This is a genomic window from Actinomadura sp. WMMB 499 (assembly GCF_008824145.1).
Classification (GTDB): domain Bacteria; phylum Actinomycetota; class Actinomycetes; order Streptosporangiales; family Streptosporangiaceae; genus Spirillospora.
On record NZ_CP044407.1, the window covers coordinates 6,444,434 to 6,469,829 of the forward strand.

The 25,396-nt window shown below is 73.7% G+C and carries 27 protein-coding genes; 19 read left to right on the plus strand and 8 right to left on the minus strand.

From position 1 onward, the window contains the following. Positions 1-2: 2 nt before the first annotated feature. Complete coding sequence (locus F7P10_RS29320; protein WP_218040178.1) at positions 3-392, minus strand: hypothetical protein; 390 nt, start codon at positions 390-392, stop codon at positions 3-5. Between the two features lie 88 nt (positions 393-480). Between F7P10_RS29320 and F7P10_RS29325 the strand changes: the two genes are divergently transcribed. From F7P10_RS29325 to F7P10_RS29345, 5 genes are read left to right on the plus strand one after another with little or no spacing between them, the layout of a single operon-like run. Then, complete coding sequence (locus F7P10_RS29325) at positions 481-1,095, plus strand: TetR/AcrR family transcriptional regulator (protein ID WP_151014168.1); 615 nt, start codon at positions 481-483, stop codon at positions 1,093-1,095. Between the two features lie 19 nt (positions 1,096-1,114). Next, positions 1,115-2,398, plus strand: coding sequence for a hypothetical protein (locus F7P10_RS29330; RefSeq protein ID WP_151014170.1), 1,284 nt, complete (start codon positions 1,115-1,117; stop codon positions 2,396-2,398). Between the two features lie 46 nt (positions 2,399-2,444). Next, positions 2,445-2,942 carry a hypothetical protein gene (locus F7P10_RS29335; protein WP_151014172.1) on the plus strand — a complete coding sequence of 166 codons (498 nt, stop codon included), beginning with the start codon at positions 2,445-2,447 and terminating at the stop codon, positions 2,940-2,942. 48 nt (positions 2,943-2,990) lie between these two features. Continuing rightward, positions 2,991-3,614: a TetR/AcrR family transcriptional regulator gene (locus F7P10_RS29340; protein ID WP_176611699.1), complete on the plus strand. Its 624-nt coding sequence runs from the start codon at positions 2,991-2,993 to the stop codon at positions 3,612-3,614. Between the two features lie 57 nt (positions 3,615-3,671). After that, on the plus strand, positions 3,672-4,289 hold the full coding sequence (locus tag F7P10_RS29345) for a TetR/AcrR family transcriptional regulator (protein ID WP_254716082.1): 618 nt from the start codon (positions 3,672-3,674) through the stop codon (positions 4,287-4,289). A 51-nt stretch (positions 4,290-4,340) separates the two neighbouring features. On the opposite strand, the gene F7P10_RS29350 is transcribed toward F7P10_RS29345, so the two are convergent. Genes F7P10_RS29350 through F7P10_RS29360 form a run of 3 tightly spaced genes read right to left on the minus strand, consistent with a single transcriptional unit; the run spans position 4,341 to position 7,192 of the window. After that, the gene (locus F7P10_RS29350; RefSeq protein WP_151014176.1) at positions 4,341-5,339 is read right to left on the minus strand and encodes an ABC transporter substrate-binding protein; all 999 of its coding nucleotides are present in this window, start codon (positions 5,337-5,339) and stop codon (positions 4,341-4,343) included. A gap of 30 nt (positions 5,340-5,369) precedes the next feature. Beyond that, a complete protein-coding gene (locus F7P10_RS29355) occupies positions 5,370-6,134 on the minus strand; it encodes an ABC transporter ATP-binding protein (protein WP_151014178.1) in 765 nt (254 codons plus the stop codon). Beyond that, the gene (locus F7P10_RS29360) at positions 6,134-7,192 is read right to left on the minus strand and encodes an iron ABC transporter permease (protein ID WP_254716083.1); all 1,059 of its coding nucleotides are present in this window, start codon (positions 7,190-7,192) and stop codon (positions 6,134-6,136) included. Before F7P10_RS29360 ends, F7P10_RS29355 begins: the two co-directional genes overlap by 1 nt. Before the next feature lie 238 nt (positions 7,193-7,430). On the opposite strand from F7P10_RS29360, the gene F7P10_RS29365 reads away from it, so the two are divergent. From F7P10_RS29365 to F7P10_RS29375, 3 genes are all read left to right on the plus strand, one after another. Further along, the gene (locus F7P10_RS29365) at positions 7,431-8,444 is read left to right on the plus strand and encodes a zinc-binding dehydrogenase (protein ID WP_151014182.1); all 1,014 of its coding nucleotides are present in this window, start codon (positions 7,431-7,433) and stop codon (positions 8,442-8,444) included. 177 nt (positions 8,445-8,621) lie between these two features. Continuing rightward, complete coding sequence (locus tag F7P10_RS29370; RefSeq protein ID WP_151014184.1) at positions 8,622-9,107, plus strand: MaoC family dehydratase; 486 nt, start codon at positions 8,622-8,624, stop codon at positions 9,105-9,107. 20 nt (positions 9,108-9,127) lie between these two features. After that, a complete protein-coding gene (locus F7P10_RS29375; RefSeq protein ID WP_176611700.1) occupies positions 9,128-9,814 on the plus strand; it encodes a TetR family transcriptional regulator in 687 nt (228 codons plus the stop codon). 52 nt (positions 9,815-9,866) lie between these two features. Here F7P10_RS29375 and F7P10_RS29380 read toward each other — a convergent pair whose 3' ends face one another. Genes F7P10_RS29380 through F7P10_RS29390 form a run of 3 tightly spaced genes read right to left on the minus strand, consistent with a single transcriptional unit; the run spans position 9,867 to position 11,913 of the window. Then, on the minus strand, positions 9,867-10,379 hold the full coding sequence (locus tag F7P10_RS29380) for a flavin reductase family protein (protein ID WP_151014188.1): 513 nt from the start codon (positions 10,377-10,379) through the stop codon (positions 9,867-9,869). After that, positions 10,376-11,194: a VOC family protein gene (locus F7P10_RS29385; RefSeq protein WP_151014190.1), complete on the minus strand. Its 819-nt coding sequence runs from the start codon at positions 11,192-11,194 to the stop codon at positions 10,376-10,378. The genes F7P10_RS29380 and F7P10_RS29385 overlap by 4 nt, the downstream gene beginning before the upstream one ends. Then, positions 11,191-11,913: an enoyl-CoA hydratase/isomerase family protein gene (locus F7P10_RS29390; protein WP_176611701.1), complete on the minus strand. Its 723-nt coding sequence runs from the start codon at positions 11,911-11,913 to the stop codon at positions 11,191-11,193. The genes F7P10_RS29385 and F7P10_RS29390 overlap by 4 nt, the downstream gene beginning before the upstream one ends. A 208-nt stretch (positions 11,914-12,121) precedes the next feature. Between F7P10_RS29390 and F7P10_RS29395 the strand changes: the two genes are divergently transcribed. From F7P10_RS29395 to F7P10_RS29445, 11 genes are read left to right on the plus strand one after another with little or no spacing between them, the layout of a single operon-like run. After that, positions 12,122-13,636, plus strand: coding sequence for an ABC transporter substrate-binding protein (locus tag F7P10_RS29395; protein WP_151014194.1), 1,515 nt, complete (start codon positions 12,122-12,124; stop codon positions 13,634-13,636). 2 nt (positions 13,637-13,638) lie between these two features. Then, positions 13,639-14,481 carry an ABC transporter ATP-binding protein gene (locus F7P10_RS29400; protein WP_151014196.1) on the plus strand — a complete coding sequence of 281 codons (843 nt, stop codon included), beginning with the start codon at positions 13,639-13,641 and terminating at the stop codon, positions 14,479-14,481. Further along, positions 14,478-15,401 carry an ABC transporter permease gene (locus F7P10_RS29405; protein ID WP_151014198.1) on the plus strand — a complete coding sequence of 308 codons (924 nt, stop codon included), beginning with the start codon at positions 14,478-14,480 and terminating at the stop codon, positions 15,399-15,401. The genes F7P10_RS29400 and F7P10_RS29405 overlap by 4 nt, the downstream gene beginning before the upstream one ends. Before the next feature lie 7 nt (positions 15,402-15,408). Continuing rightward, complete coding sequence (locus tag F7P10_RS29410) at positions 15,409-16,308, plus strand: ABC transporter permease (protein WP_151014199.1); 900 nt, start codon at positions 15,409-15,411, stop codon at positions 16,306-16,308. Next, positions 16,305-17,096, plus strand: coding sequence for an ABC transporter ATP-binding protein (locus F7P10_RS29415; RefSeq protein ID WP_151014201.1), 792 nt, complete (start codon positions 16,305-16,307; stop codon positions 17,094-17,096). The genes F7P10_RS29410 and F7P10_RS29415 overlap by 4 nt, the downstream gene beginning before the upstream one ends. A 17-nt stretch (positions 17,097-17,113) precedes the next feature. After that, positions 17,114-18,514: a zinc ribbon domain-containing protein gene (locus F7P10_RS29420; protein ID WP_151014202.1), complete on the plus strand. Its 1,401-nt coding sequence runs from the start codon at positions 17,114-17,116 to the stop codon at positions 18,512-18,514. A 41-nt stretch (positions 18,515-18,555) separates the two neighbouring features. Beyond that, the gene (locus tag F7P10_RS29425; protein WP_151014204.1) at positions 18,556-19,725 is read left to right on the plus strand and encodes an acetyl-CoA acetyltransferase; all 1,170 of its coding nucleotides are present in this window, start codon (positions 18,556-18,558) and stop codon (positions 19,723-19,725) included. Continuing rightward, entirely contained in the window at positions 19,722-20,648 is a 927-nt protein-coding gene (locus tag F7P10_RS29430; protein WP_151014206.1) for an SDR family NAD(P)-dependent oxidoreductase, read from the plus strand. The genes F7P10_RS29425 and F7P10_RS29430 overlap by 4 nt, the downstream gene beginning before the upstream one ends. 45 nt (positions 20,649-20,693) lie before the next feature. Beyond that, on the plus strand, positions 20,694-21,185 hold the full coding sequence (locus tag F7P10_RS29435) for a VOC family protein (RefSeq protein ID WP_151014207.1): 492 nt from the start codon (positions 20,694-20,696) through the stop codon (positions 21,183-21,185). Positions 21,186-21,191: 6 nt separating this feature from the next. Further along, on the plus strand, positions 21,192-22,775 hold the full coding sequence (locus F7P10_RS29440; RefSeq protein WP_151014209.1) for a class I adenylate-forming enzyme family protein: 1,584 nt from the start codon (positions 21,192-21,194) through the stop codon (positions 22,773-22,775). Then, the gene (locus F7P10_RS29445; protein ID WP_151014211.1) at positions 22,772-24,385 is read left to right on the plus strand and encodes a class I adenylate-forming enzyme family protein; all 1,614 of its coding nucleotides are present in this window, start codon (positions 22,772-22,774) and stop codon (positions 24,383-24,385) included. Before F7P10_RS29440 ends, F7P10_RS29445 begins: the two co-directional genes overlap by 4 nt. On the opposite strand, the gene F7P10_RS29450 is transcribed toward F7P10_RS29445, so the two are convergent. Beyond that, positions 24,375-25,355 (minus strand): MBL fold metallo-hydrolase, encoded by a 981-nt coding sequence (locus F7P10_RS29450; protein WP_151014213.1) that lies wholly within the window; start codon positions 25,353-25,355, stop codon positions 24,375-24,377. The two genes, F7P10_RS29445 and F7P10_RS29450, sit on opposite strands and share 11 nt — an antisense overlap. Positions 25,356-25,396: the final 41 nt, after the last annotated feature.

Consider the following 25,396-nt stretch of genomic DNA (forward strand, 5'->3'; position numbering starts at 1 on the left):
GGTCAGAGTGTCATCGCGGTCGGTTGCGCGTCGGGGCGCATGGCCGCGTCGGTACCGCCGTCCACGAACACGCCGGAGCGGGCGAGGGCGGGGCGCAGGCCGTCCAGGAGGGCGACCGGTCCGAAGTAGTCGATCGACATGACGGCGGCGGAGTCGGCCGTGTTCGGGCCGACGCCCACGCCCGCGACGGCCGCGACGCCGTCGAGGGCGCCGCCGCTGCGCGCCAGGACCTCCGCGACGGCGGACGCGCGGCCGGCCGGGGTGCCGAGGTCGGCGATGACGTCCGCCTCGCGCAGATCGACCCCGATGACGGTGTGCCCGGCCCCGGTCAGGACGTCCCTGGTGGCCGCGCCCATGCCCGAAGCGGATCCGGTGACGGCGAAGGTTCCCATGCTCGGTCTCCTCACGAATCGGCCCGTGCCTGACATCATTCAATCACTGATTGGACGGTATTTGCACCGGGTGTGGTGCAATGTCCGCATGGCCACCACCTCGCCTTCCGCCACGCGCGACCGGCTGCTCGACGCCGCCGAGCGGCTGTTCCTCGCGAGGGACGCCGACCAGGTGTCCGTCCGCGCGATCAACGCCGAGGCGGGGCTGAACCCCGGCGCCGTCCACTACCACTTCGGCTCCCGCGAGGGCCTCGTCACGGCCCTGCTGGAACGCGAGCTGGTGCCGCTGTGGGCGGAGCGGCTGGAGGCCATCGCCGAGCGGTCCGCGGACGGCCCGTTCGCCGTCGCCGACCTGGTCGCCGCGATCGTCGAGCCGTTCGAGGAGCTCGTCCGCACCGGCAAGGGCCGCATGCTGTGCCGGCTGCTGGCCCGCACGGTGCGCGCGGCGTCGCGGCTGCCCGCCGGGTCGGCGTGGTTCGGGCAGGCGCCGTTCGAGGTCATGCTCGGCCGCGCGCTCCCGGACCTGACCGTCCGGGAGATCGCCGACCGGTGGCGGCTGGCGTTCACGCTGCTGCTGGAGACCTACGGGCGCGCGGTCGCGCCCGCCCCGGCGTCCGCCGCGCCGCCCCCGACCGGCACCGTGATCGCGTTCGTCACGGCCGGGCTGACCGCGCCCCCGGCCGAGCGTGGACGGGGCGGGTAGCCGGTGTCAGACTTCCCGTATGGAGGCGACCGCCGGCGGTGACGGCCCGCTGATCGTGCTGATGGGATCGGGGGAGACCACGCCGACGATGGCCGGCGTGCACCGCGACGTCGTCGCGCGGGCCCGCCCGGCGCGCGCGGTCGTGCTCGACACGCCCTACGGGTTCCAGGAGAACGCCGCCGAGATCTCCGCGCGGGCGCGCGACTACTTCGCCCGGAGCGTGGGGCTCCGCGTCGACGTGCCGTCCGGTCTGCGCGGGTCCGTCCGGGAATGGGACGGCGCGGTCGGTGGCGATCCCGACGCCGGGCTCGCGGCGGTGCGCGCCGCCGACTGGATCTTCGCCGGGCCCGGCAGCCCCACCTACGCGCTCGGCCTGTGGCGCGGCGGCCCGGTCGGCGGCGCGCTGGACGACCACGCGCGCACCGGCCGCGCCGCGATCGTGTTCGCCTCCGCCGCCGCCTGCACGCTCGGCGCGTGGGCGATCCCCGTCTACGAGATCTACAAGGCGGGCGCCGCGCCGCACTGGCTGCCCGGACTGGACGTCCTCGGGCGCCTCGGCCTGCGCGTCGCGATGATCCCGCACTACGACAACGCCGAGGGCGGCACCCACGACACCCGGTACTGCTACCTGGGCGAACGACGCCTGCGGATCCTCGAGCGCGCGCTGCCGGACGACGCCGCCGTGCTCGGCCTCGACGAGCACACGGCCGCCGTGCTCGACGCAGGAGCCGACCTGGTGCGGGTGCGCGGGCGCGGCGCGCTGACCGTCCGGCGGGACGGGACGAGCACGACCGTCCCGGCGGGGGAGGTGATCACGCTGGCCGAGCTGCGGGCGCTCGTGCGCGGCGAGTCCGCGCCCGCCCGCCCGGCCGTGCCCTCCGGACCGGCCGCCGAACCCGGGACCGCGACCCTGCGGGAGACGGTGACCGGCTGCGAGGCCCGGTTCGACGCCGCCCTCGCGGGCGCCGACGCGGGCGCGCTCGTCCGCGCCGTCCTGGAGATCGAGGCGGCCGTGGCGCGCTGGGCGGGCGACACCGAGGAGGACGAGGGCGGCACCGAGTGGGCCCGCGACGTGCTGCGCAGCCTGATCGTCCGGCTCGGGCGGGCCGCGGACGCCGGGCTGCGCGACCCGCGCGAGGTGCTCGCGCCCGCCGTGGACGCGCTCGTCGCCGTGCGGACCGGCCTGCGCCGTGCGGGGGAGTACGGCGCGGCCGACGCCATCCGGGACGCGCTCACCGCCGCGGGCCTCGAAGTCCGCGACACCCCGGACGGCACCGGCTGGGAGCCCGCGCCCGCGTCCTGACCCCGTCCCGCGATGGACGCGCGGGCGCGTCTGGCATGCTGTTGCGATGAGTTCGCAACAGGTGGTGGACGCGCCAGCCGCGGTGGCGGTCGAGGCGATCGCCTTCCGGGTGACGCCGGACGGCGGTCTCGCGCACCGCGCGGCGACCGGCCCCCTCGGCGCGGGACGGCACCCCGACGCGGTCGCCCGCGACCTGCTCGGCCTCCCGCCCGGCACCACCGCGTACCTGCTGCACTCGACGAGCTGGCGGCACGAGCCCGGCGGCCGCGTCGTCCTCACCTACGCGTGCTGCCCGGACCCGGCCCCCGGCCTGCCCGCCGTCCCGCTGCCCGACCGGGCCCCCATCGCCTGCGGCGACGGCCCGTCCAGCCCGTCCCCGGCCGCGCCGCGGCCCGCGCAGATCGCCGCGCACGCCGCCCGCCACCTGGCCTTCCTGCGCCGCACGGACCCGGACGCCGCCGAGGTCATCGCGTCCGTCCCCGGACTCGCGGGCGCCCTGGACGGCTGGTCCCCGGCCCCGGCGGGGCAGCTCCCCGCACACTGACGGGCCCGTGCGCGCAAGGTGCTCGCTCCATCACGTAAAGTGATCGGCGTGGATGTATCGGAGCGCGAAAGGCTGCTCGACACGGCCCTGCGCCTGTTCGCGGAGCTGGGGTACGACGGGACGTCCCTGCAGCTCGTCGCCGACGCCACCGGGGTCGGCCTGCCGACCGTCCATGAGCTTCTCGGCGACGGCAAGCCCGAGCTGTACCGGGCCGTGATGCACCACGCCCTGGAGGCCGAACGTCGCGCGCTGGAGCCCGCGGGGGAACGGTTCGGCCCGGACCTCGAGAGCTACCTGGGGCTGGTGGACGCCTACCTGGACTTCTACGAGCACCACACCGACATCATGGCGCTCTGGCTGCACCGCTGGATGGGCGACGCCGTCGACGTCCCCGACCTCCGCGAGGACTTCACCGAGTCGATGACGCAGTCGGTGGTCCTGACCCTGCGTCCGATCCTCCCGCCCGACGTCCATCCCGACTACCTCATCTGGACGATCGTGTGGTGCGTCTTCGGGTTCTTCAGCGGCGGCATGACGTGGACGGACCCGGAGACCGGCGTGCAGCAGGTGCGCCGCGCGGGGATCGGGCCCCACGACCCCGAGCGGGTCGAGGAGTTCCGCGCGCACCTGCACCGGCTCATCGCCCGCATGTTCGCCCCTCCGCCCGCCTGATCCCGGCCGCCAGACCCTGTCCTGGACGTGCACGTTTGGTCACGTAAAGTGATCGACGTGGATGCATCGGAGCGCGAAGGGCTGCTCGACACGGCCATGCGCCTGTTCGCGGAGCTGGGATACGACGGGACGTCCATGCAGCTCGTGGCCGACGCCGCCGGGGTCGCCATCGCGACCCTCCGCGAGCTCGCCGCCGGCAAGGGCGAGCTGTACCGGGCCGTGTTCGTCCGCGCCGACGAGGCCGAACGGAACGCCATGGAGCCGGCGATCGCCCGGTTCACCACCGACCTGCCGGGCGTGCTGCGGCTCGCGGACGCCTACCTGGACTTCTACGTGGCGCGCACCGACGTGCTGGCGCTGTGGCTGCACCGGTGGATGGGCGACGCCGCCGACGTCCCCGGACTCGAGGAGCACTACACGGCACCGCTGTCGCTGCGGGTCGTGGAGGCCGTCCGCCCGCTGGTCCCGCCGGACGCCGACCCCGACCATGTGGTGTGGACGATCGTGTGGTGCGTCTACGGGTTCCTGAGCGGCGGGATCGTCTACTCCGACCGGGAGGTCGACCCGCAGCGCATGCGCGGGCAGGGGGTGCGGCGGCGCGACGCCGTCGCCGTCGAACGCTTCCGCGCCCACCTGCACATGCTGATCGCCCGCATGCTGACGCCGCCGTCCTGACGCCGCCGCCGGCGCGGCCCGATCGACGGGCCACCCCGGCGGTCCGCTCCGTCAATGGCCGTGTGTGCGCAGGTACTCGGCGAACTTCTCCAGCCCGTCGACGTTGCGCGGCCCGCTGATGCCCTCGTTGTAGTCGAGGATGAAGAACTTGTCCTGCTTCACGGCGGGCAGGTCGCGCGTGTGCGGGGACTCCCGCAGGAACTCGATCTTCTCCTGGGCGGGCTGGTCGCCGTAGTCCATGATCATGATGACCTCGGGTGCCGCCTCGGCGACCGACTCCCACGTCACGCGCGTCCAGCGTTCCTGCAGGTCGGCGAAGATGTTCCGGCCCCCGGCGAGCCGGATGACGTCCGTCGGCGGCACCTGCGCGCCCGCCGTGAACGCCTGGTCGGTGCCCGAGTCGTACAGGAACACCGGCACCGGGTCGCCCTGCGGCGCCTCCCGCTGCACCTTCGCCACCCGCTCCTTCAGCCCGGTGACGACCTCCGCGGCCCTGTCCTCCACCCGGAAGATCTTCCCGAGCCGTTCGAGGTCGCTGTAGAGGGCCTCGAACGGGGTGACCTTCTGCGGGAAGCCGGGGTAGTTGTAGCAGCTCTCGGTGTGCATGAAGCTCTGGATGCCCAGCCGGTCCAGGATCTCGGGGGTGATGCCGCGCTCCTCGCTGAAACCGGAGTTCCAGCCCGCGACCACCAGGTCGGCCTTCGCGTTCACCACGACCTCCTTGTTCAGCAGGTCGTCGCTCAGCATCTCCACCTTCGCGTAGTCGGACGCCCACGGCGACTCGGTCACGGGCGGGTTCGCGGGCGGCATCACGTACCCGTGCACGCGGTCGGCCAGCCCGAGCGCGAACAGCTTGTCGGCGCTGCCGCCCTCGTAGGCGACCGCGCGCTCGGGCACCGTGTACTCGACGGGTTCGCCGCAGCGCTGGACGGTCGCCGCCGCGGCGTCCGCCGCGCCGGACTCCACCTCGGCACCGCAGCCGGTGACCAGCAGCGCCGCGACGGCCGCCGCCGTCCCGAGGGCGGCGCGGGAAGAACGGTTCAGATACATGGGGGACGCCTTTCAGGGCCGTGCCGTACTTCAGTGCAGGCTGTAGAGGAGTTGCGGGGCACCGGTCAGGGGGTGCGGGACGACACTCGCCGCGACGCCGAACACCTCGCCGACCAGTTCGGGGGTGAGGACGTCGGCGGGCGGGCCGGTCGCGACCAGCCGTCCCTCGGACAGCACGGCCAGCACGTCGCAGGCCGCGGCGGCGAGGTTCAGGTCGTGCAGCACGACGAGCACGGTGACCTCGCTCTTGCGCAGCAGCGACAGCAGTTCGACCTGGTGCCGGACGTCGAGGTGGTTCGTCGGCTCGTCCAGCACGAGGATCTCGGGCTCCTGGGCCAGCGCGCGGGCCAGCAGCACCCGCTGCCGCTCGCCGCCCGACAGGCCGAGCACGCCCCGCGTCGCGAGGTGCGCGATGCCGAGCCGGTCCATCGCCCGCTCGCACACCTCCCGGTCGTGCGGGCCGAGGGGCGCGTTGCCGCGCAGGTGCGGCGTCCGGCCGAGCGCCACGACCTCCCCGACCGTGAAGTCGAGGTCGATGGTGCCGTCCTGGGTGAGGGCCGCGACGATCCGGGCCGCGCGCCGCACGGGCACCCGCGCGAGGTCCTCGCCGCCGGCCCGGACCGTCCCCGTCGTGGGCCGCAACGCTCGGTACACGCAGCGCAGCGCGGTCGACTTGCCGCTGCCGTTCGGCCCGACCAGGCCCACGACCCGTCCGCCCGGAACGTCCAGGGACAGGTCCCGCAGCAGGTCGCGGCCGCCGAGCGCCACCGACAGGCCGTCCAGCTCCAGATCCATCAGCGGCCTCCGAAGACGTACGCGCGGCGCCGCATCAGCGCGACGAACACCGGCACGCCGATCAGCGCGGTGATCGCGCCGAGCGGCAGCTCGCGCGGCGCCACGAGCGTCCGGGACGCCAGGTCGACCCAGACCATGAACAGCGCCCCGGCGAGCGGCGCGACCGCGAGCACCCGGCTGTGGACGGCGCCGACCACCATCCGGACGAGGTGCGGCATCACGAGCCCGACGAAGCTGATGGCCCCGCTCACCGCGACCATGACGCCGGTGACCAGCGAGACCAGCACCAGCAGCACCCGCCGGTGCCGGTCGGGGTCGACGCCGAGGCTCGCCGCGGTCTCCTCGCCGAGCGCCATCGCGTCCAGGGTCCGCCCGCCGCGGTACAGCAGCACGCAGCCCGCGACGACCGTCACCGCGACGGCGGGCAGCGTGCCCCACGTCGCGGCGCCGAACCCGCCCATCGTCCAGAACAGGATGGTGCTCGTCGCCTCGCCGTCCGGCGCGAAGTAGACGATCACGCTCATCAGCGCCTGGAAGCCCAGCGCCATCGCGACACCGGTGAGGATCAGCCGCAGCGGCGACAGCGCGCCCCGGCTCGACGCCGCCGCGTACACCAGCAGCGACGCGGCCAGCGCGCCGGCGAACGCCCCGGCCGACACCGCGTAGATGCCGAGCGCCGCGAGCCCGCCCGTCACCGTGACGAGCACCGCGCCGACGGACGCGCCGGAGGAGACCCCGAGCACGAACGGGTCGGCGAGCGGGTTGCGCACCAGCGCCTGCACGGCCACGCCCATCGCGCTCAGCCCGGCGCCGACGAGCGCCGCCAGCAGCACCCGCGGCGCCCGGATCTGCCACACGATCTGGTAGGCCGTCGCCTCGTCCGCGCCGATGCGCCCGCCGGTCACACCCGCCCACAGGTAGCGGGCGGTGTCGGTGACCGGCACCGCCGCGGTCGCCCCGAAACCGATGGCCAGCACGGCCGAGACGGCGAGGGCGGCGGCCAGCACCGCGCAGGCGGCGACGGGACCCGGACGCCAGGACTTGAGGGGCGCGGTCACGAGGCGGTGCCCCGCTCCCCTGGGGACGCGGCGGCGGACGTGCGGCGCACCCGGGACCGTTCCAGCGCGACGGGCCGACGTGCGCACGGCAACGCCGGCGGGCGGGGGAACCGGACGTCCGTCATGACCCCTCCAAGTGACAATGATTTCCATAACTATAACCACCTGGCTTCGGCCGGACGCCACCGGGTACAACGGGTCGATCGCACGCACACGGCGCTCACGGAGGTCGCGGAACATGGCGGAGATGCTCGCCGGACGGCTGGACGTGCGGACCCGGCGGTTCGCCGTCCGGGAGGTCCCGGTGCCCGAGCCGGGGCACGGGGAGGTGCGGATCGCGGTGAAGGCCGCGGGCGTCTGCCTGTCGGACCTGCACCTGATCGACGGCACGCTCAGCCCGCTCTACCTGCGCGGGGACGAGGTCACGCTCGGCCACGAGGTCGCGGGCGTCGTGGAGTCGTGCGGCGCCGGCGTGACCCGGTTCGAGCCCGGTCGGCGCGTCCTGCTCCAGGCGGGCGAGGAGGACCTCGACGGCACGGTCTTCACCCGCGGCGTCGACTACGACGGCGGCTGGGCCCAGTTCGCCGTCGCCGCCGAACGGACGGTCGTCCCGATCCCCGACGCGCTCCCGTTCGAGCAGGCCTGCATCGTCCCCGACGCCGTCTCGACCCCCTGGGCCGCGGTCACCGCGACCGCGAAGACGCGAGCCGGGGAGGCCGTCGGCGTCTGGGGCCTCGGCGGACTCGGCGCGCACGCCGTCAAGCTCCTCCGGCTCCTCGGCGCCGCCCCCGTCATCGCGATCGACCCGGTCGAAGCGGCGCGGGAGCGCGCCCTCCGGTTCGGCGCCGACCTCGCCCTCGACCCGGGCTCCGCCGACTTCGCCGGGGCCGTGCAGGCGGCCACCGGCGGCCGCGGGCTCGCCGTCGCGTTCGACTTCGCCGGCGTCCCCGCCGTCCGCGAGCAGGCCCTCGGCGCCCTGGGCAAGGACGGACGTCTCGTCCTCGTCGGGCTCGGCGGGCAGCCGGTGACGATCGCCCACGACACCACGTTCAGCTTCCTGCGGCAGCAGGTGCTCGGGCACTACGGATCCGAGCCCGAGCACGTCGAGCAGCTCCTCCACCTCGTCGAGCAGGGCCGCCTCGACCTGGCCGAGTCGGTCAGCGACGTGCTGCCCCTCGCCGACGCGCCGCAGGCCGTCGAACGCCTTGCGGCGAAGGAGGGCAACCCGATCCGCCTCGTCCTTCGCCCCTGACGCGACGTTCCCGGCCCCCGGCGCATACCCGATGAGGTGGTAGATTCCTGCCAGTCGGTATGAAAAGCGCGGTGGCGGACAACGCGTGCGGCTCCGCGGTTCTGTCACATCATCGATCGGATCGCCGGTCACCGTACAATTACATTGCGACCAGTCGGAATGGGAGCGTCATCGACCATGCGGACCCCGCGGCGAACAGCCCTTCGCGAGCCCTACGAGCTGCTGGACCTGGTCGGCGCGGAGCTCGGCGCCAGCGAGACCCGGGTGGTGACCCAGGACGAGGTCGACCGGTTCGCCGACGTCACCAAGGACCACCAGTGGATCCACGTCGACGTCGAACGGGCCGAGTCCGGGCCGTTCGGAGGTACCATCGTCCACGGTTTTCTGACCCTGGCCCTCGTTCCCCGCCTCCTGGAGGACGTCCTCACGATCGAGAGCTTCTCGATGGGCATCAACTACGGGCTCGACCGGGTGCGGTTCGTCAAGCCGCTCCCGCCGGGTACCGAGATCCAGGGCGTGGCCGTGCTGACCTCGGCCGTGCGGCTCCCCGGGGGCGACAGCGGGACCGGCGGCGTGCAGGCCAAGGCGTCCGTGACCGTGGAGTTCGCGGACGACGCCACCACATGCTGCGTGGCGGAGATCCTCTTTCGCTACTATCCGTGACCGACCCGACAAGGAGCGCGATGGCAGAGGAATCCGCGGTCACGGCGCCCGGTGACGCTCCGGCCGCGACGGCGGAGCAGGCCGTGCCCTCCCGCGCCGCCGAGGCCGGCTGGCGGTGGTCCGACGGCTACGACCCGCAGCGGACCCGCCGCGAGATCGTCGACAGCGCGCTCCAGCTGTTCGAGCGGGACGGCTTCGACCGCACCACGCTCAAGCAGATCGTCGTGAACGCCAACCTCACCAAGGGCGCGTTCTACCACCACTTCCGGAGCAAGGAAGACCTGCTCTGGCAGATCCAGAACGAGTACCTGGACACGCAGATCGACGCCGCCCGCGAGATCCTCGACGAGGGGTCCGACCCCGTCGAGCAGCTGCGCGCCCTCATCAGCCTGAGCCTCGCGGGCGTCGCCAGGTACCGGGCGCACGTCGCGATCTTCTACCAGGAGCGGCGGCACCTCACGGGAGAGCGGCTGCGCTCGGTCACCGACAAGCGCGACATGCTCGAGACGATGTTCCGCGAGACCGTCCAGCGCGGGATCGATGCCGGCGCGTTCCGCCCGGAGATGAGCGAGCGCATCATCACCTTCGGCATCTTCGGCATGTGCGCCTCGGCCTTCCAGTGGTACAACCCCGACGGCAACCTCGGGATCGACGAGGTCGCCGAGCAGTTCTGCGAGCTGATCCTGATGGGGCTGCTCAGCGAGTGAGGACGGGGACGGGCGCCCCGGCGGACCGCCGGGGGCACCGCCCGGCGGGGCGTCACTCCGCCGCGGCCACCACCGGCGTGGTGAAACGCCCCTGGTAGAAGGACAGGGCGGGGGTGTCGCTCGGCTTGAGATGGACGTGGTCGACGGCGACGAGGATGATCGCGTGGTCGCCGCTGGTGATGATCTCGCCGGGCGGGCCGGCGAGGATCGCCGGGGTGTCGGGCAGCAGCGGCACCCCGCCGGGGCCGGCGGTCCAGCCGACGCCCGCCAGCCGCTCCGCGCCGGTCAGCCCGGACGTCGCGAACCGCCGGGCGACGTCCTCCTGGTCCCGGCTCAGGATGTGGATCGCGATGCGCTCCGCCTCCGTCAGGAGCGGGTAGGACGACGAGGAGTCCGCCAGGCAGAACAGCACCTTCGCGGGGTCGAGCGACACCGAGGTGAAGGAGTTCACCGTCAGGGCCGCCGTCCTCCCGTCGGCGGTCACCGCGGTCACCGCCGTCACGCCGGTCGGGAACTGCCCGCACACGCGCCGAAACTGGGTGGAGTCGAACAACGGTTCGGTCATCGGGTCACCGCCGGGGGAGAAGGGACGTGGTCGGGGCGCAGGCCGTCTTCGAGCTGGATCAGGGCCACCGTGTGCCCGCCGGGGTCTTTCACCAGGTGCAGCGGACCGTGCGGGCCGCCGACCGGCCCGACGGTGGGGGTGCCGCCGAGCTCGACCGTCGTGGCGATCGCCGCGTCGAGCGAGGTGACGGCGAAATAGGTGATCCACTTCGACGGCACCAGGTTCGGCCACGTGCTGTCCATCTCCAGCACGCCCGTCACGGGGACGCCGTCGAGCGTCAGGACCGTGTAGGAGCGTCCGGTCGGGGCGTCGTCGCGCGACTCGGTCCCGTAGCGGAACAGCGAGCGGTAGTACGCCACCGACTTCTCCGGCTCGCCCGTGTCCAGCTCGTTCCAGCACAGCGCTCCGGGCAGGTTGAGGAGCTGGACGCCCGTGCGGGCCTCGCCCTGGTAGAGGCCGAAGGCGGCGCCGAAGGGGTCCAGCACGGTGGCGCCGGTCCCGGCGGCGGGCAGGTAGCGCGGGGCCGTCAGCAGCTCGCCGCCCAAGGCGACGGCGTCGCGGGCCGCCGTCCCGATGTCGTCGACGGCGAAGTAGGTGAGCCAGCCGCGCGGCCGTCCGCCGTGCAGCGCCGCGGTGGAGATCCCGGCGACGTCGCGCCCGCCGACGGAGCACATCCGGTAGGTCGCCCCGCCGAGCCGTTCGTGCCGTACCGTCCAGCCGAGCAGCGCGGTGTAGAACTCCTCCGCGGCCTCGGGGCGGGAAGCGCACAGCTCGACCCATACCGCCTCGCCCGCGCGGAACGCGTGCTCCGTCATGACCGGCCCCCCTCGACGATCGTGCGTGCGGCGACCTCGTAGGCGCGGTCGGGCCGGCCGGTGTCGAGGCTCGAACCGACGACCTCGACGATCGCGCGGAGCGTGCCGCCCGGCACCGCGAGCAGGCCGTCGAGCACCTCCTCGACGGCCGCGTCGAGCTGGGTGTCCGGCGCCACTCGGGACGCCAGGCCCCACGCGGAGAGCTGCCGGCCCGTCGCGGTGGTGAGGCCGCAGAGCAGCGCGTACGCCTGCGCCCGCGGCAGCGCCTGGGCCACCACGTGGCCGACGCCGGCCGGAGCGAATCCGAACCGGGCCTCCGGCAGGGACACCCGGGCCTCGGCGGCGGCGACCGGCAGGTGCACGGCGCTCAGCAGGCCGACGCCGAAGCCGACGACGTGGCCGCGCACCCCCGCGACCACCGGTACGGGCAGCCTCCGGATCCGCTCGACCAGCGCGTCGCCCTCGCGGAGCCGGGCGGCCACGGTCTCGGCGGACTCGTCCGCGAGGCCCGCGAACGACGAGGTGTCCCAGCCGCCGCAGAAGTGCCGTCCGGCCATCTCCAGGCGGATCGCGACGTGCGCCGGGTTCCCGGCCGCGGCCTCCAGGGCTTCGGTCAACTCCCGCAGCAGCGCGGTGTCGAGGGAGTTGCCCCGCGCGGAGTTGTCGAACGTCACCCTCGCGACCCGTCCGTCGCGCTCGGTCGTCATCGTGGTCGACATGGGCGAAATCATACATGCCGGTCGGTATGAAATCGGGTGAGGGTCTTGGAAATCTTGGACTCTTCCTCCATTGTGACCTGCATAGGACGATTGACTTGATACCGGCCGGTCGGTACTTTGTGACGGGCGTCACGGGACTCGGGTCCGGACGCTCTGTGCGTGCCGTCGGCTCGAGGCCGCGGACACTGCGACGCCGAGGAGGATCCAAATGATCAAGAACGGCCCGACCCTGCGGCGGCTGGCCGGCGCCGCCGCCGCGGCGGCGCTGGCGATCGGCGTCGCCGGTTGCGGAGGTTCCCCGGGCGGCGGCTCGTCGGACACCTCCCACGTGCGGGCACTGCTCAACGCGCAGCCGGCCACCCTCGACCCGATCGCCGGAGCCCGGTCCGCGCAGGTCGTCTGGGCGACGATGGTGGAGCCGCTGGTCAACACCGGCGCGAACCTCGAGCCCGACCGCACGGGGATCGTCACCGGCTGGGAACGCACGTCCGACACCGAGTGGACGTTCACGATGCGTCCGGACCTGAAGTTCACCAACGGCGAGGCGGCGGACGCCGCCGCGGCCGTCAGCACGCTGGAGCTCACGCGCGACGCGGACACCTCGATCCTGAAGTCCTACTTCGGGAACGTCGAGTCCTTCGAGGCGCCGGACGCCACGACGTTCGTCGTGAAGACGAAGCGGCCGCAGTACGACATCCCGAACCTGCTCACCACCGTGTACCTCCTCCCGCCGAAGTACTACGCGGACAAGGGTGCGGCGGGCTTTTCCGCGGCCCCCGTCGGCACCGGGCCGTACGTGTTCGAGGACGCGAAGGCCGGCCGCGAGTTCTCCGTCAAGGCGAACCCGGACTACTGGGGCGAGAAGCCCGCGAACACCGGCGTGACCTTCACCTGGGCGACCGAGGCGTCGCAGCGGCTCGCGCTGCTGCAGAGCAAGAGCGTGGATGTCTCGTTCGACCTGCCTCCGGCCCAGGCCGAGCAGGCCGAGAACGCCGGGATCGAGGTCGTGAGCACGGAGTCCGCACTGAAGATCACCGGCTTCCTGGAGTCGACCAAGCCGCCCTTCGACGACCCGGAGCTGCGCGAGGCCGCCGCCCTCGCCATCGACCGGGACCAGATCGTCCAGGGCATCTTCGACGGAAAGGCCGTGGCGGACGGCGGGCTGCTGAACGTCAAGCCCGGCACGCAGCCCGCGCAGGCCGTCACCGCCGACCCGGCGCGGGCCAAGCAGCTCGTCGGCTCGTCGGCTCCGGCGGTCAACCTCACCTACCCGGCCGCCCAGTACACCAACATGGAAGAGGTCGCCCAGGCCATCGGCGCGAGCCTCGAAGAGGCCGGGTTCAAGGTGAAGTACCTGCCCCTCGACTACGGGACGCTCGTCAAGCAGGTGGGTGGCAAGCAGATCGACGGCCTATACCTGTTCGCCGGGGTCCCGAACGTGGCCGTCCCCGACTTCTTCGCCAGCGGCTTCATGAAGTCCGAGTCGATCACCGGCAACTGCCCCGACCCGAAGATCGACGAGCTGGTCGCCGAGGCGCTGGAGCAGGAGGACGCCGCCGCCGCGCAGCCCATCTACGAGGAGCTCAACACGCTGGGCGTCGTCGAGAAGCACTGCTACATCCCGCTCTACAAGCAGGTCTACAACTACGGCCTCGGCTCCGGTGTCGAGGGCGTCGTCTACGGGCCGCTGAACTCCGTCGACTTCACGAACGCGACGCGCTGACCATGGCGGAGACACTGAAGAAGGGGACCCCGGCCGGCACCGGCCGGGGCCTCCCCATCCCGGCGGACGCACCGGCGCTCGTCATCGACGGGCTCGTCGTCGAGCACCGGAACCGGACCACGGGGGAGGTCTTCCGGGCCGTGGACGGCGTGTCCCTGCGCGTCGGCGCGGGCGAGAGCAGCGCCGTGGTCGGCGAGTCCGGCTCCGGCAAGACCACCCTCGCGCTCGCCGCCATCGGCCTCGGCCCGCGCACCGGCGGCGACGTCCGGCTCCTCGGGCACGAGCTGGCCTCGCTCGGTCGGCGGCGGCTGCGGAAGCTGCGCCCGGAGGTCCAGGTCGTGTTCCAGGACCCGCACGGTTCGCTGGACGCGCGCCAGTCCGTCCGCTCCGGGCTGCGGGAACTGCGCGGCCTGCAGCGCGAGCGCACCGCGTGGATCGACGACGCCGGACTCCTCGACCGCGTCCGGCTCTCCCCGGACCTGCTCGACCGGTACCCGCACCAGCTCAGCGGCGGGCAGGCCCAGCGGGTCTGCATCGCCCGCGCCCTGCTCATGCGGCCCCGGCTGATCGTCGCGGACGAGCCCACCTCGGGCCTCGACGTGTCCGTGCAGGCCGACGTCCTCGCCCTGCTCCGCGAGGTGCGGGAGAGCACCGGGGCCGCACTGCTCATGATCAGCCACGACCTCGCGGTCGTCCGGTCCGTCTGCGACTCGGTGCACGTCATGCGGAACGGGCGGGCCGTGGAGTCCGGGCCGTGCGAGACCGTCTTCACCGACCCCGCCGACGGCTACACCCGGGAGCTGCTCGCGGCGATGCCCGGCGCACGCTGGAGGGCCCGCCGATGACGACCGGTCGCCTCAGGCGCGTCGCGATCCGCCTCGCGACGCTCTTCGCCTCCCTCTACATCGCCCTGACCATGGCGTTCGTCCTCGGCAGGCTCTCCGGAGACCCGACGGCGAACATCCTCGGGCCGACCGCCCCTCCCGAGCAGCGGGCGGCGCTGCGCGCGCAGCTCGGCCTCGACCGGCCGCTGCTCGCGCAGTACTTCGACTACCTGCGCGGCGTCTTCACCGGAGACCTCGGCGAATCGCTGCAGTACTACCAGGCCAACACCACGATGATCTTCGAGCGGGTGCCGTTCACGCTCCAGCTCGTCGGGGCCGGCATGGCGATCGCGATCCTCGTCGGGGTGCCGCTGGGCGTCCTCGCGGCGACCCGGGAGGGCACCTGGTGGGACCGGGCGGCGTCCACGGTGGCGCTGCTGGGCCAGTCCGTCCCGGTCTTCTGGCTCGGGATGATGTTCGTGGTCCTGTTCGCCGTGAAGCTCGGCTGGCTTCCGGCGGGACAGTCCGGGACGCCGCGCCACCTCGTCCTGCCCGCACTGACGATGTCGCTGTACCCGATGGCGCACATCGCGCGGCTGACCAGGGCGTCCATGAGCGAAGCGCTCGCCGAGCCGTACGTCGACTCTGCCCGCGCGCGGGGCATCGGCCGGACGCGCGTGGTCTGGCGGCACGCGTTCAAGAACGCGATGATGCCGGTGCTGACCGTCGTCGTCCTGCAGACCGGAATCCTGCTGTCCGGCGCCGTCGCGATCGAGTACGTCTACTCGTGGCCCGGCCTCGGGCAGCTCGCCCTGCAGGCCGTGCAGTTCCGTGACTTCCCGCTCGTCCAGGCCATCGTGGTGTTCGGCGCGGTCGTCTTCGTCTGCCTGAACCTGATCGTCGACGTCGTCCACTCCGTCGTCGACCCGAGGGTGCGGTGATCGCGCGATGAGCCGACTCGAACTCGACGCTCCCGCCGCCGACGCGGCGCCGCGGGCCCCGCGCGGGCGGCGTCCCCGGCGCCCGCGGACCGCCGTGTTCTGGCTGTCCGTGCCGCTCCTGGCGGTCGCGGCGCTCGTCTTCGTGCTGCCGCTGACGGGCCTGCTGCCCGAGGGCGGGCAGGACCTGTCGAAGACGCGGCTGCCACCGGCACTGCTGTCCGGCGGCACCTGGGAGCATCCCCTCGGCACGGACAAGCGCGGCCAGGACGTCCTCACCGAGCTGGTGACCAGCGGACGGCTGACGATCATGATCGGGCTGGTCGGCGCGCTCGCCGCGATCGTGCCGGGCGTCCTGATCGGCCTGCTCGCCGGGTACTTCCGCGGCTGGGCGGACCGGGTGATCTCCATCGTGATCGACGCGCAGCTCGCGCTGCCGTTCATCCTCATCGCGCTGGCGATCATCGCGAACCGGGGCAGCTCGCTCCCGGTGCTGTTCGTCGTCCTCGCGCTCACCGGCTGGGCGGCCTGCGCCCGCGTCACCCGCGCCACCACCCTGGCCATCCGGGAGCGGCAGTTCGTCCTCGGGCTGCGCGCCGTCGGCGCCTCGGAGGCCCGGATCGTGTTCCGGCACGTGCTGCCGAACCTCGCCGGGACGATCGTCGCGCTGGGAACGCTCCAGATCGGCACCGCGATCCTGGTCGAGAGCGCGCTCAGCTTCCTCGGCCTCGGCGTCGTCCCACCCAGGTCGAGCTGGGGGTCCATGCTGGCGTCCGGGCAGGACGAGCTGGGGCAGGCGTGGTGGATCGCGTTCTTCCCCGGGCTCGCGATCACCCTCCTGGTCCTGCTGGTGAACCTCCTCGGCGACGCACTGCTCACCCACCACGACCCACGAAAGCGGCGCCGATGACCGAGCTCCTGAACGTCTCGGGCCTGACCATCACGGCCCGCGTGGCGCGCGGCGACCTCACCCTGCTGGACGGAGTCGACCTGGCGGTCGGGCGCGGCGAGGTCGTCGGGGTGGTCGGCGAGTCCGGCAGCGGCAAGACCACCCTCGCGCGGGCCGTCGTGGGGCTCCTGGAGAAGAACGTCCGGGTGGACGGCGGCTCGATCTCCCTCGCGGACGAGCGCATCGTCGCCCCCGGCGTCGAGCGTACGGACCGGGTCCGCGGTTCGTCGGTGGGCATGGTGTTCCAGGACGCGTCCCGGTCCCTCAACCCGCTGCTGAAGGTGCGGGCGCACCTCGCCGAGGTGCTGCGCCGGCACGTCCGCGGCATCGGCAAGGACGACGTCCGGCGCCGCTCCGTCGAGGTGCTGGAGCAGATGCGGATCACCGACGCGGAGCGCGTCCTGGACAGCTACCCGCACCAGCTCTCCGGCGGCCTGCGGCAGCGGGTCGCGATCGGCCTGGCCGTAGTGACCCGGCCGTCGCTGGTCATCGCCGACGAGTGCACCACGGCCCTCGACGTCACCACCCAGACGAAGGTCGTCGAACTCTTCAGGTCCCTCACCGACGAGCTCGACATCGGCCTCCTGTTCGTCACCCACGACCTGATGCTGGCCAGCGACCTGTGCGACCGGATCGCGGTCATGAACGGGGGCCGCGTCGTCGAGCAGGGCCCCGCTGGGCAGGTCCTCGACCGGCCCCGGCAGGACTACACCCGGCGGTTGCTCGCGGCCGTCCCCACCTGGACCTGAGGAGGCACGAACCACCCATGCCCGAACACAACGGCATCGGCGCGTACGCGGTCCACCTGCCCGCGTACGCGCTGGCCGGCAACGCCCTCGACGGCGCGGAGCCGCGGCCCGGCGGGCCGGTGCGCGGCGTCGCCGCGTACGACGAGGACACCGTGACGATGGCGGTCGAGGCGCTCCGGGAGATCACCGCGGAACCCCCGTCCGGCGGACGGCTCCTCCTGGCGACGACCAGCGCGCCCTATGACGGCAAGACCTCGGCGGGCATCGTGCACGAGGCGCTCGGGCTCGATACCGGCGTGGCTGCGGCCGACCTGCACGGCCACCGGTCGGGCGCGACCGCGCTCGACCTGCTGGTGCATGCGGGGGCCGCCGTTGCGCTCGGCGACGTCCGCACGACCCGGCCCGGCGCGCCCGACGAGCTCGCGCAGGGCGACGCCGCCGCCGGGTTCGTCCCCGGTACGGCCGCGGCGGTGCTCCTGGCGAGGGCGGGCCGGACGGCCGAGGTGCTGGACCGCTGGCGGCTGCCCGGCGAGCGGCACGACCGCGTCTGGGACGAGCGGTTCACTTCCGGGATCCTGGTCGAGGCCGGGTGGGCGGCGGCGCGGCGGGCGCTGGCCGATGCCGGGCTGGACGCCGCCGACCACGTCGCCGTCGCGTCGTCCAACCCCCGCGCCGCCGCCGCCCTGCGCCGCGACCTCGGCGGCTCCGGCGCGGACGCCGAGATCGAGCGGCTCACCGGCTACACCGGCACCGCCCATCCGGGGCTGCTGCTGGCCGCGGCCCTCGACACGGCGGCGCCCGGCGAGACCGTCCTGCTGCTGTCGGCGGCCGAGGGCGCGGACGCCTTCGTGTTCCGGGCCGGCGACGGCGTCCGGTCCGCGCGCGGCGGCCGGCCGGTGCGCGAGCAGCTCGCCGACCGGGAGGTCCTCGGCTACGGCCGCTACCTGCACTGGCGGGGCCTCCTCGACGTGCAGGGCCCGGCCCGTCCGGCCGCGCCGTCCCCGGCCGCGCCGCCGATGCACCGCCGGGCCGGCTGGAAGTACCGGCTGGAGGGCGGCCGCTGCGACGCCTGCGGCGGCGTCACCACCCCGCCGAGCCGGGCCTGCGCGGTCTGCGGCGTGACCGCGGACGCCGCCGCGCCCGGCAAGGTCTCGCTGCGCGACCGGGGCGCCACCGTCGTCTCGGTCACCCGGGACCGGCTGACGACCATGCCGGAGGCCGAGGTCGCGATCGTCGTCGCCGACTTCGACGACGACGGCACCGGCGGCGGACGGCTCAGCGCCTACGCGACCGACGTCCGGCCCGAGGCCGTCCACGTGGGCATGCGGATGCGGCCCACGTTCCGCCGGTTGTGGACCACCGACGGGATCCACAACCACTTCTGGAAGCTCCGTCCGTGGGAAGGGCACGACCAGTGACGACCGCACGCACACCCGGCACGCGCACAGCCGGCAGGCGCATGGCCCACGACGTCGCCATCGTCGCGATGGGCTGCACGCCGTTCCGGGACCACTGGAACTCCTCGGCCGACGACCTCCTCGTCGACGCCGTCACCGAGTGCATGGCCGCGCTGCCCGCGCTGTCCCTCGACGACGTCGACGCGTTCTGGGTCGGCACCCAGGGGACGGGGCTGTCCGGGCAGGTCCTCGCCCGGCCGCTGCGGCTGTCCGGCAAGCCCGTGACGCGGGTCGAGAACTACTGCGCGACCGGGTCGGAGTCGTTCCGCAACGCCGTCTTCGGCGTCGCGTCCGGCGCCTACGACGTCGTCATGGCCACCGGCGTCGAGAAGCTCAAGGACAGCTCGCAGTCCGGCCTGTCGGCCGTCCTGCCGCCCGCGGACGGGACGGACGTCGACTGGACGGCGCCCGCCGGGTTCTCCCTCCTCGACCCCGCCTACCGGGAGGCGCACGGCGTCGGCGAGCGCGACATGCGCAGCGCGCTGACCCACGTCGCGGTGAAGAACCACGCGAACGGCGCCCTCAACGAGCGCGCCCAGTTCCGCCGGCCGGTCACGGCCGCCGCCGTCGAGAACGCCCCGCGCATCGCGGGCGGCCTCGGCGTCCTGGACTGCTCCGGGGTGTCCGACGGGGCGGCCGCCGCCGTGATCGTCCGCGCCGAGGACGCCCACCGGTACACCGACCGGCCCGTGTTCCTGCGGGGGATGAGCTTCATCGCCGGATCCGGCGCCGGGCTCGCCACCGGCGGGTACGACTTCACCACCTTCCCCGAGGTCGTCACCGCCGCGCGGCAGGCGTACGCGCAGGCCGGCGTGACCGACCCGGCGACGCAGATCTCGCTCGCCGAGGTGCACGACTGCTTCACCCCGACCGAGGTCGTCCTCATGGAGGACCTCGGGTTCTCCGAGCGCGGCAAGGCGTGGCGCGACATCCTCGACGGCCGCTACGACCTCGGCGGCGCCCTGCCGGTCAACACCGACGGCGGGCTGAAATCCTTCGGCCACCCGGTCGGCGCCACCGGGCTGCGCATGATGTTCGAGTGCTTCACGCAGTTGCGGGGTGAGGCGGGCGAGCGGCAGGTGCCGGACGCGCGGCTCGCCGTCGCGCAGAATCTCGGCGGCCAGCCCGGGTCGTCGGTCGCGTTCGTCGCCGTCCTGGGGAGTGAGCTGTGAACGGAAACGTCAACGAGGGCGACGGCGGAGCGGTCGACTTCGCGGACCGGGTCGTGATCGTCACCGGGGCCGGCAACGGCATCGGCCGCGCGCACGCGTTCATGCTCGCCGAGCACGGCGCGCGGGTGGTCGTCAACGACCTCGGCGGGACGGTCGCCGGGGCGGGCTCGTCCGGCGCCGCCGAGGAGGTCGCCCGGGAGATCCGCGGGCTCGGCGGCACCGCCGTCGCGTCCACGGACTCGGTGGCGACCGCCGAGGGCGGCGCGGCCCTGGTGCGGCGGGCCGTGGACGAGTTCGGCCGGGTGGACGCCGTCATCCACAACGCCGGGATCCTGCGGGACCGCAGCTTCGGGAAGATGACCGACGACGACGTCACCGCCGTCCTCGACGTCCACCTCGGGGGCGCGTTCAACGTGCTGCGCCCCGCGTGGCCGCACATGACCGAGCGGCGCTACGGCCGGATCGTCCTCACCACCTCCTCGTCGGGGCTGCTCGGGACGTTCGGGCAGGCCAACTACGCCGCCGCGAAGGCGGGCCTCGTCGGGCTGATGAACGTGCTGGCGCTGGAGGGCGCCCGGCACGGCATCCTCGTCAACGCGCTGTCGCCGACCGCGGCCACCCGCATGACCGAGGGGCTCCTCGGCGATCTCGCCGACCGGTTCGACCCCCGGCACGTCGCGGCGGTCGCGACGTACCTGGCGTCCGAGCGGTGCGACCTGAACGGGGAGATCCTCACGGTCGGCGGCGGCCGCGTCGGGCGGATCTTCGTCGGCGTGACGCCCGGCTGGTACTCGGGACCGGAGCCCGCCGCGCCCGCCGGCATCGCCGCGGCGATCGGGGAGATCCGCGCGCTCGACGACCACATCGTCCCCCAGAGCGGCCAGGACGAGGTCGCGCTCATCCAGCGGGTCCTCGGCGCGTAGCCGCCGGTCCGCGCCCGTCCAGGAGAGGAAGCAGGAGAGGAAAGCATGCCCGTCAGCGAAGTCCACCATGTGGCGATGACCGTCTCCGACCTCGACCGCGCCGCCGACTTCTACGAGAAGGCCCTCGGCTACCGCAGGACGCTGCGCACCGACGTCGGCGGGCCCGGGATCGAGGAGTCCCTCGGGCTCCCCGAAGGGACCACCGGCAAGGTCCAGTACCTCCAGGGCCCGACGCGGATCGGGCAGCTCGAACTCATCGAGTGGAACGGTACGAAGAAGCGGACCGCGACCGCGGGGCACCTCGAACTCGGCACGTTCCTGCTGAGCTTCCAGGTCCCCGCCGAGGAGATGGACGAGGTCCACGAGCGGCTCGCGCGCCTCGGCGCCGACTGCCTCGGCCCGCCGCGTCGGCAGCTCCTGGAGAACTACGGGTACATCACGGCGTTCGCGGCCCGCGACCCCGACGGCAACCTGCTGGAGTTCGTCAGCCTGCCCGGCCGGGCGGAGATCCTGGCTTTCCGCGGCAGGGAGGGCTGAGGCGCCATGGCGACGAGCAACCTCAGCGAGACGCTCCGCGTCCAGGCGCTGCGCCGCGGCGACCGCGAAGCCCTCGTCGGCGACGGCCGGCGGTGGACCTACGCGGAGCTGGACGCCGACGTCGACCGGCACGCCGCCGCCCTCCTGGCCGCCGGGGTGACGGCGGCGGACCTGGTCGGCGTCCTCGGCCGCAACACCGCCGTGTACGTGCTCGAACTGCTGGCCCTCAGCCGCATCGGCGCCGTCGCGGTGCCGCTGAACTGGCGGCTGCACGCCGCCGAGCAGGCGTACGTCGTCGACCGGGCCGGGATCACCTGCCTGCTGTACGACGACGACTTCCGGGCCGAGGCCGCCCACCTGCGCGCGAGCACCGGCCTGCGGGTCGCGGTCGCGAACGGGCGGGACGCCGTCCCGGGCGCCGAGCGGCTGGATGTCCTGCTCGGGGCGCAGCCGCCGGGCGTCCGCGTCGCCGACGCGGAGAAGGGACCGGACGACGTCCACCGGATCCTCTACACGTCCGGGACGACCGCCCGTCCCAAGGGCGTGATCCACACCTACGGCAACGTGATCGCCAACCAGCGGGCGCAGCTCCTCGAACTCGAACTGACGCAGGACGACCGGATCCTCGTCACGGCCCCGCTGTTCCACGTCAGCGGGCTGGAGGCGCCCGGACTCGCGACCTTCACGGCCGGGGCAACGATGGTCCTCACACCGACGTTCAAGGCGGACGACATCGCCCGCATCGCGGCCGGGGAGCGCGTCACCGGCATGGTGCTGGCCGCCCAGATCCTGTTCGCGCTCATGGAGCTCGACCCGCGTCCCGACCTCGGCGCCCTGCGCTACCTGCTGTTCGCGGGGGTGGCGCCGAGCGTCCGCCGCGAGGTGAAGCGGCGCTTCCCGCACGTGCGCACCATCGACACGTTCGGGATGACCGAGCTGTGCAACGGCGCCTGCTACATGGACGCCGCCCACGAGGAGTCGAAGCTCGGCGCGCTCGGCGCCCCGTTCCCCGGGGTGCACATCCGCATCGTCGGCGAGGACTTCCGGGAGGTGCCGGCCGGCGTCGAGGGCGAGATCATCGTGCGGGGCGACAAGGTCTCGCCGGGGTACTGGAAGGACGACGAGGCCACGGCGGCCACCCGCCGGGACGGCTGGTTCCGCACCGGCGACGTCGGCCGGATGGACGCGGACGGCTACCTGTGGTTCGTCGACCGGCGCGCCGACCTCATCAAGTCCGGCGGCGAGAACATCGCGGGCGCCGAGGTCGAGCGGGTCATCGCCCGGCACCCGCAGGTCGCGGAGGTCGCCGTCATCGGCGTCGCGGACGAGCGCTGGGACGAGGTGCCGAAGGCGTTCGTCATCCTGCGCGAGCCGGGGGCGGCCTCGCCCGAGGACATCCGGCGGCACTGCCTGGACAACCTCGCCAAGTACAAGGTGCCCAAGTACGTGGCCATCGTCGACTCCCTCCCGCGTAACGACTCGGGCAAGGTGCTGAAGAAGCGGCTCCGCGAGCTGGAGCGCGAGCCCGCCGGGGAGCCCGGGCGCGAGCCGGAGGCCGAGCGAGGGGCCGAGCGGGGGGCCGCGACGTGAGCACGGCGAACCTGGCCCGGATGGTCGGCGCGGGCGCCGCCCGCTTCCCGGCCGCCGAAGCGCTCGTCGCCGGGGAGCGGCGCTGGACGTACCGCGAGCTGGACGCGGACGTGAACGCGCTCGCCGCGGGTCTCGCGGCGGACGGCGTCGCGGGCGGCACCCGCGTCGCGGTCGTCGCCGACAACGTCCCCGAGTTCCTGCTGCTGTCCCTCGCGCTGGCCAAGCTCGGCGCCGTGTGCGTTCCGCTCAACTACCGCCTGGCCCCGGGCGAGCTCGCGCGGCTGATCGAACGCGCCGGGGCGGCGGCGGTCGCGACCGTCCCCGAGTTCGCGGAGCGGACGGCGCGGGCCGTCGCCGGGTTCCCAGGCATCCGCCGGTTCGCGCTCGAACCTCTCGACGCGGGGGCCGCCGGCGGCGGTGACTGGACGGACGTGCGCGCGCTCATCGACGCCCACCGGGGCGCGCGCGTCCCGGACGCCGAACTGGACGACGCCGCGCTCCAGCGGATCGTCTACACGTCGGGGACGACGAGCCTGCCGAAGGGCGTGCTGCTGACGCACGGGAACGTGAACGCCAACATGCACGCCCAGATCGTCGAGCTGGGGCTCCGCGCGGGCGACCGGATCCTGAACTTCGCGCCGCTGTACCACGTCGGCGGGACGGACCTGCCCGGGTACGCGATCTGGCACGTCGGCGGCTGCATGGTGCTGCAGCGGCGGTTCGAGCCGGGCGGCGTCCTGGCCGCGATCGGGGCGGAGCGCATCACCGGGATGGTGGTCGCGGCGACCATGCTCGACATGATCCGCCGCGCGCCCGGCGCGGCGGACGCCGACCTCTCCCCGGTGCGGTGGCTGATCTTCTCCCAGGTGACGTCCGCGCTGTTCAAGGTGGCCCGCGGGCTGTTCCCGCGCGCGCGTCTCATCGAGGGGTACGGCCTCACCGAGACGTGCAGCGGCCTCACCTACCTGGACGAGGCCCACATGGAGACCAAGCAGGGGTCGGTCGGCGTCCCCGTCCCCTGGGTGGACGTCAGGGTCGTGGACGCGGCGGGGAACGACGTCGGCGCGGGGGAGAGCGGCGAGGTGATCGCCCGCGGCCCCAAGGTCAGCCCGGGATACCTCGACGATCCCGCCGCCACCGCCGAGGCGTTCCGCGGCGGCTGGTTCCACACCGGCGACGTCGGCAGCCTCGACGAGGACGGCCACCTCTACATCCGGGACCGGCTGAAGGACATGATCCGCAGCGGCGGCGAGAACATGTCGAGCGCCGAGATCGAGAACGTCCTCGCGGACCATCCGCTGGTCCTCGCGGCGTCGGTGGTGGGGGCGCCGCATCCGGTGTGGATCGAGATGCCGGTCGCGTTCGTCGTCGGCAGGCCGGGACTGGCGGCGGACGATCTCGTCCGGCACGCCCGCGAGCGGCTCGGCCGGTTCAAGGTTCCCAAAGAGATCTACGTCGTCGAGGAGTTCCCCGTGAACCCGTCGGGGAAGGTCCTCAAGCGGGTGCTGCGCGAGCGCCGCCCGGAGCTGACCCCGGACTGGGCCTACCCCGAGCGGAGCCCGGACGCGCCGGGCCGGAGCCCGGACGCGCCGGGCCCGGTCAGCGCGTGACGCCGAGGATCAGAGACAGCGTATGAACCAGCGCGAACCGCTTGCCGCCCGTGCCGAGCTCGTCCCAGGGCTTGCTCCACGTCAGGCACGGCGCGATCTCCCATGCCGACTCGCGGGTCCGCAGGAGCCGCGCCACGGCGTCGAGTTCGGCCCGGTGGAAGGCCGCCAGCTCTTCGGCGCGCCGGCGGACGTCCCGGTAGGGCGTCTGGTGCGCGGGGCAGGCGATCCCGGCGCCGAGGTCCCGGATGCGGTCCAGGGACGCGAGCAGATCGCCCGCGGGGTCGTCACCGGGCAGGCTGGGGACGGCGAGCTGGGTCGGGCCCTCGGCCATCATCGTGTCGCCGGTGAACACGACGCCGCGCGCGTCGTCGACGTAGACGGCGTGCCCGTGCGTGTGCCCGGGGGTGTGCAGCCCGCGGATCGTGACGTCGCCGACGACGTGCTCGGAGTCGCGCTCGGGGGCGAGGTCGAGCCGCAGGTCCTCGGTGTGCCGGGCGATCCCGAGCGCGCCCGTGTACATCTCCTCGATCACGTCCGGGGGCGCGCCCGTCCGGTCCAGGGTCGCGCGGAGCTGGACGAGGAACCCGCCGCCGCGCACGTCGCGCTGGTGCGCGAAGTCGTCGTCGCGGCCCATCACGACGCGGGCGCCGGACAGGGCGCGGATCCGGTCGGCGAAGCCGATGTGGTCGGGGTGGTTGTGGGTGAGCAGCACCAGCCGGACGGCGGCGAGCTCGTGCCCGATCTCCGCGACGGCGCGGGTGAACGGCTCCCAGCAGGAGGGGTGGTCGTAGCCGGCGTCGATGAGGACGAGCCCGTCGGACGTCTCGACGAGGAAGACGGTGACGGACCGGAGGGGGCTGCCGTGCAGGGGCACCGGGACGGCCCAGACGCCGTCGGTGACCCGGAGGGGTTCCCGCAGCTCAGCGGCCCGGCGGTCGGCGGCCCGTCGGCCGCCCGCAGGTATGGACATGGTGGCTGATCCCCTCTACTCTGCGGTAAAAGATACCGAAT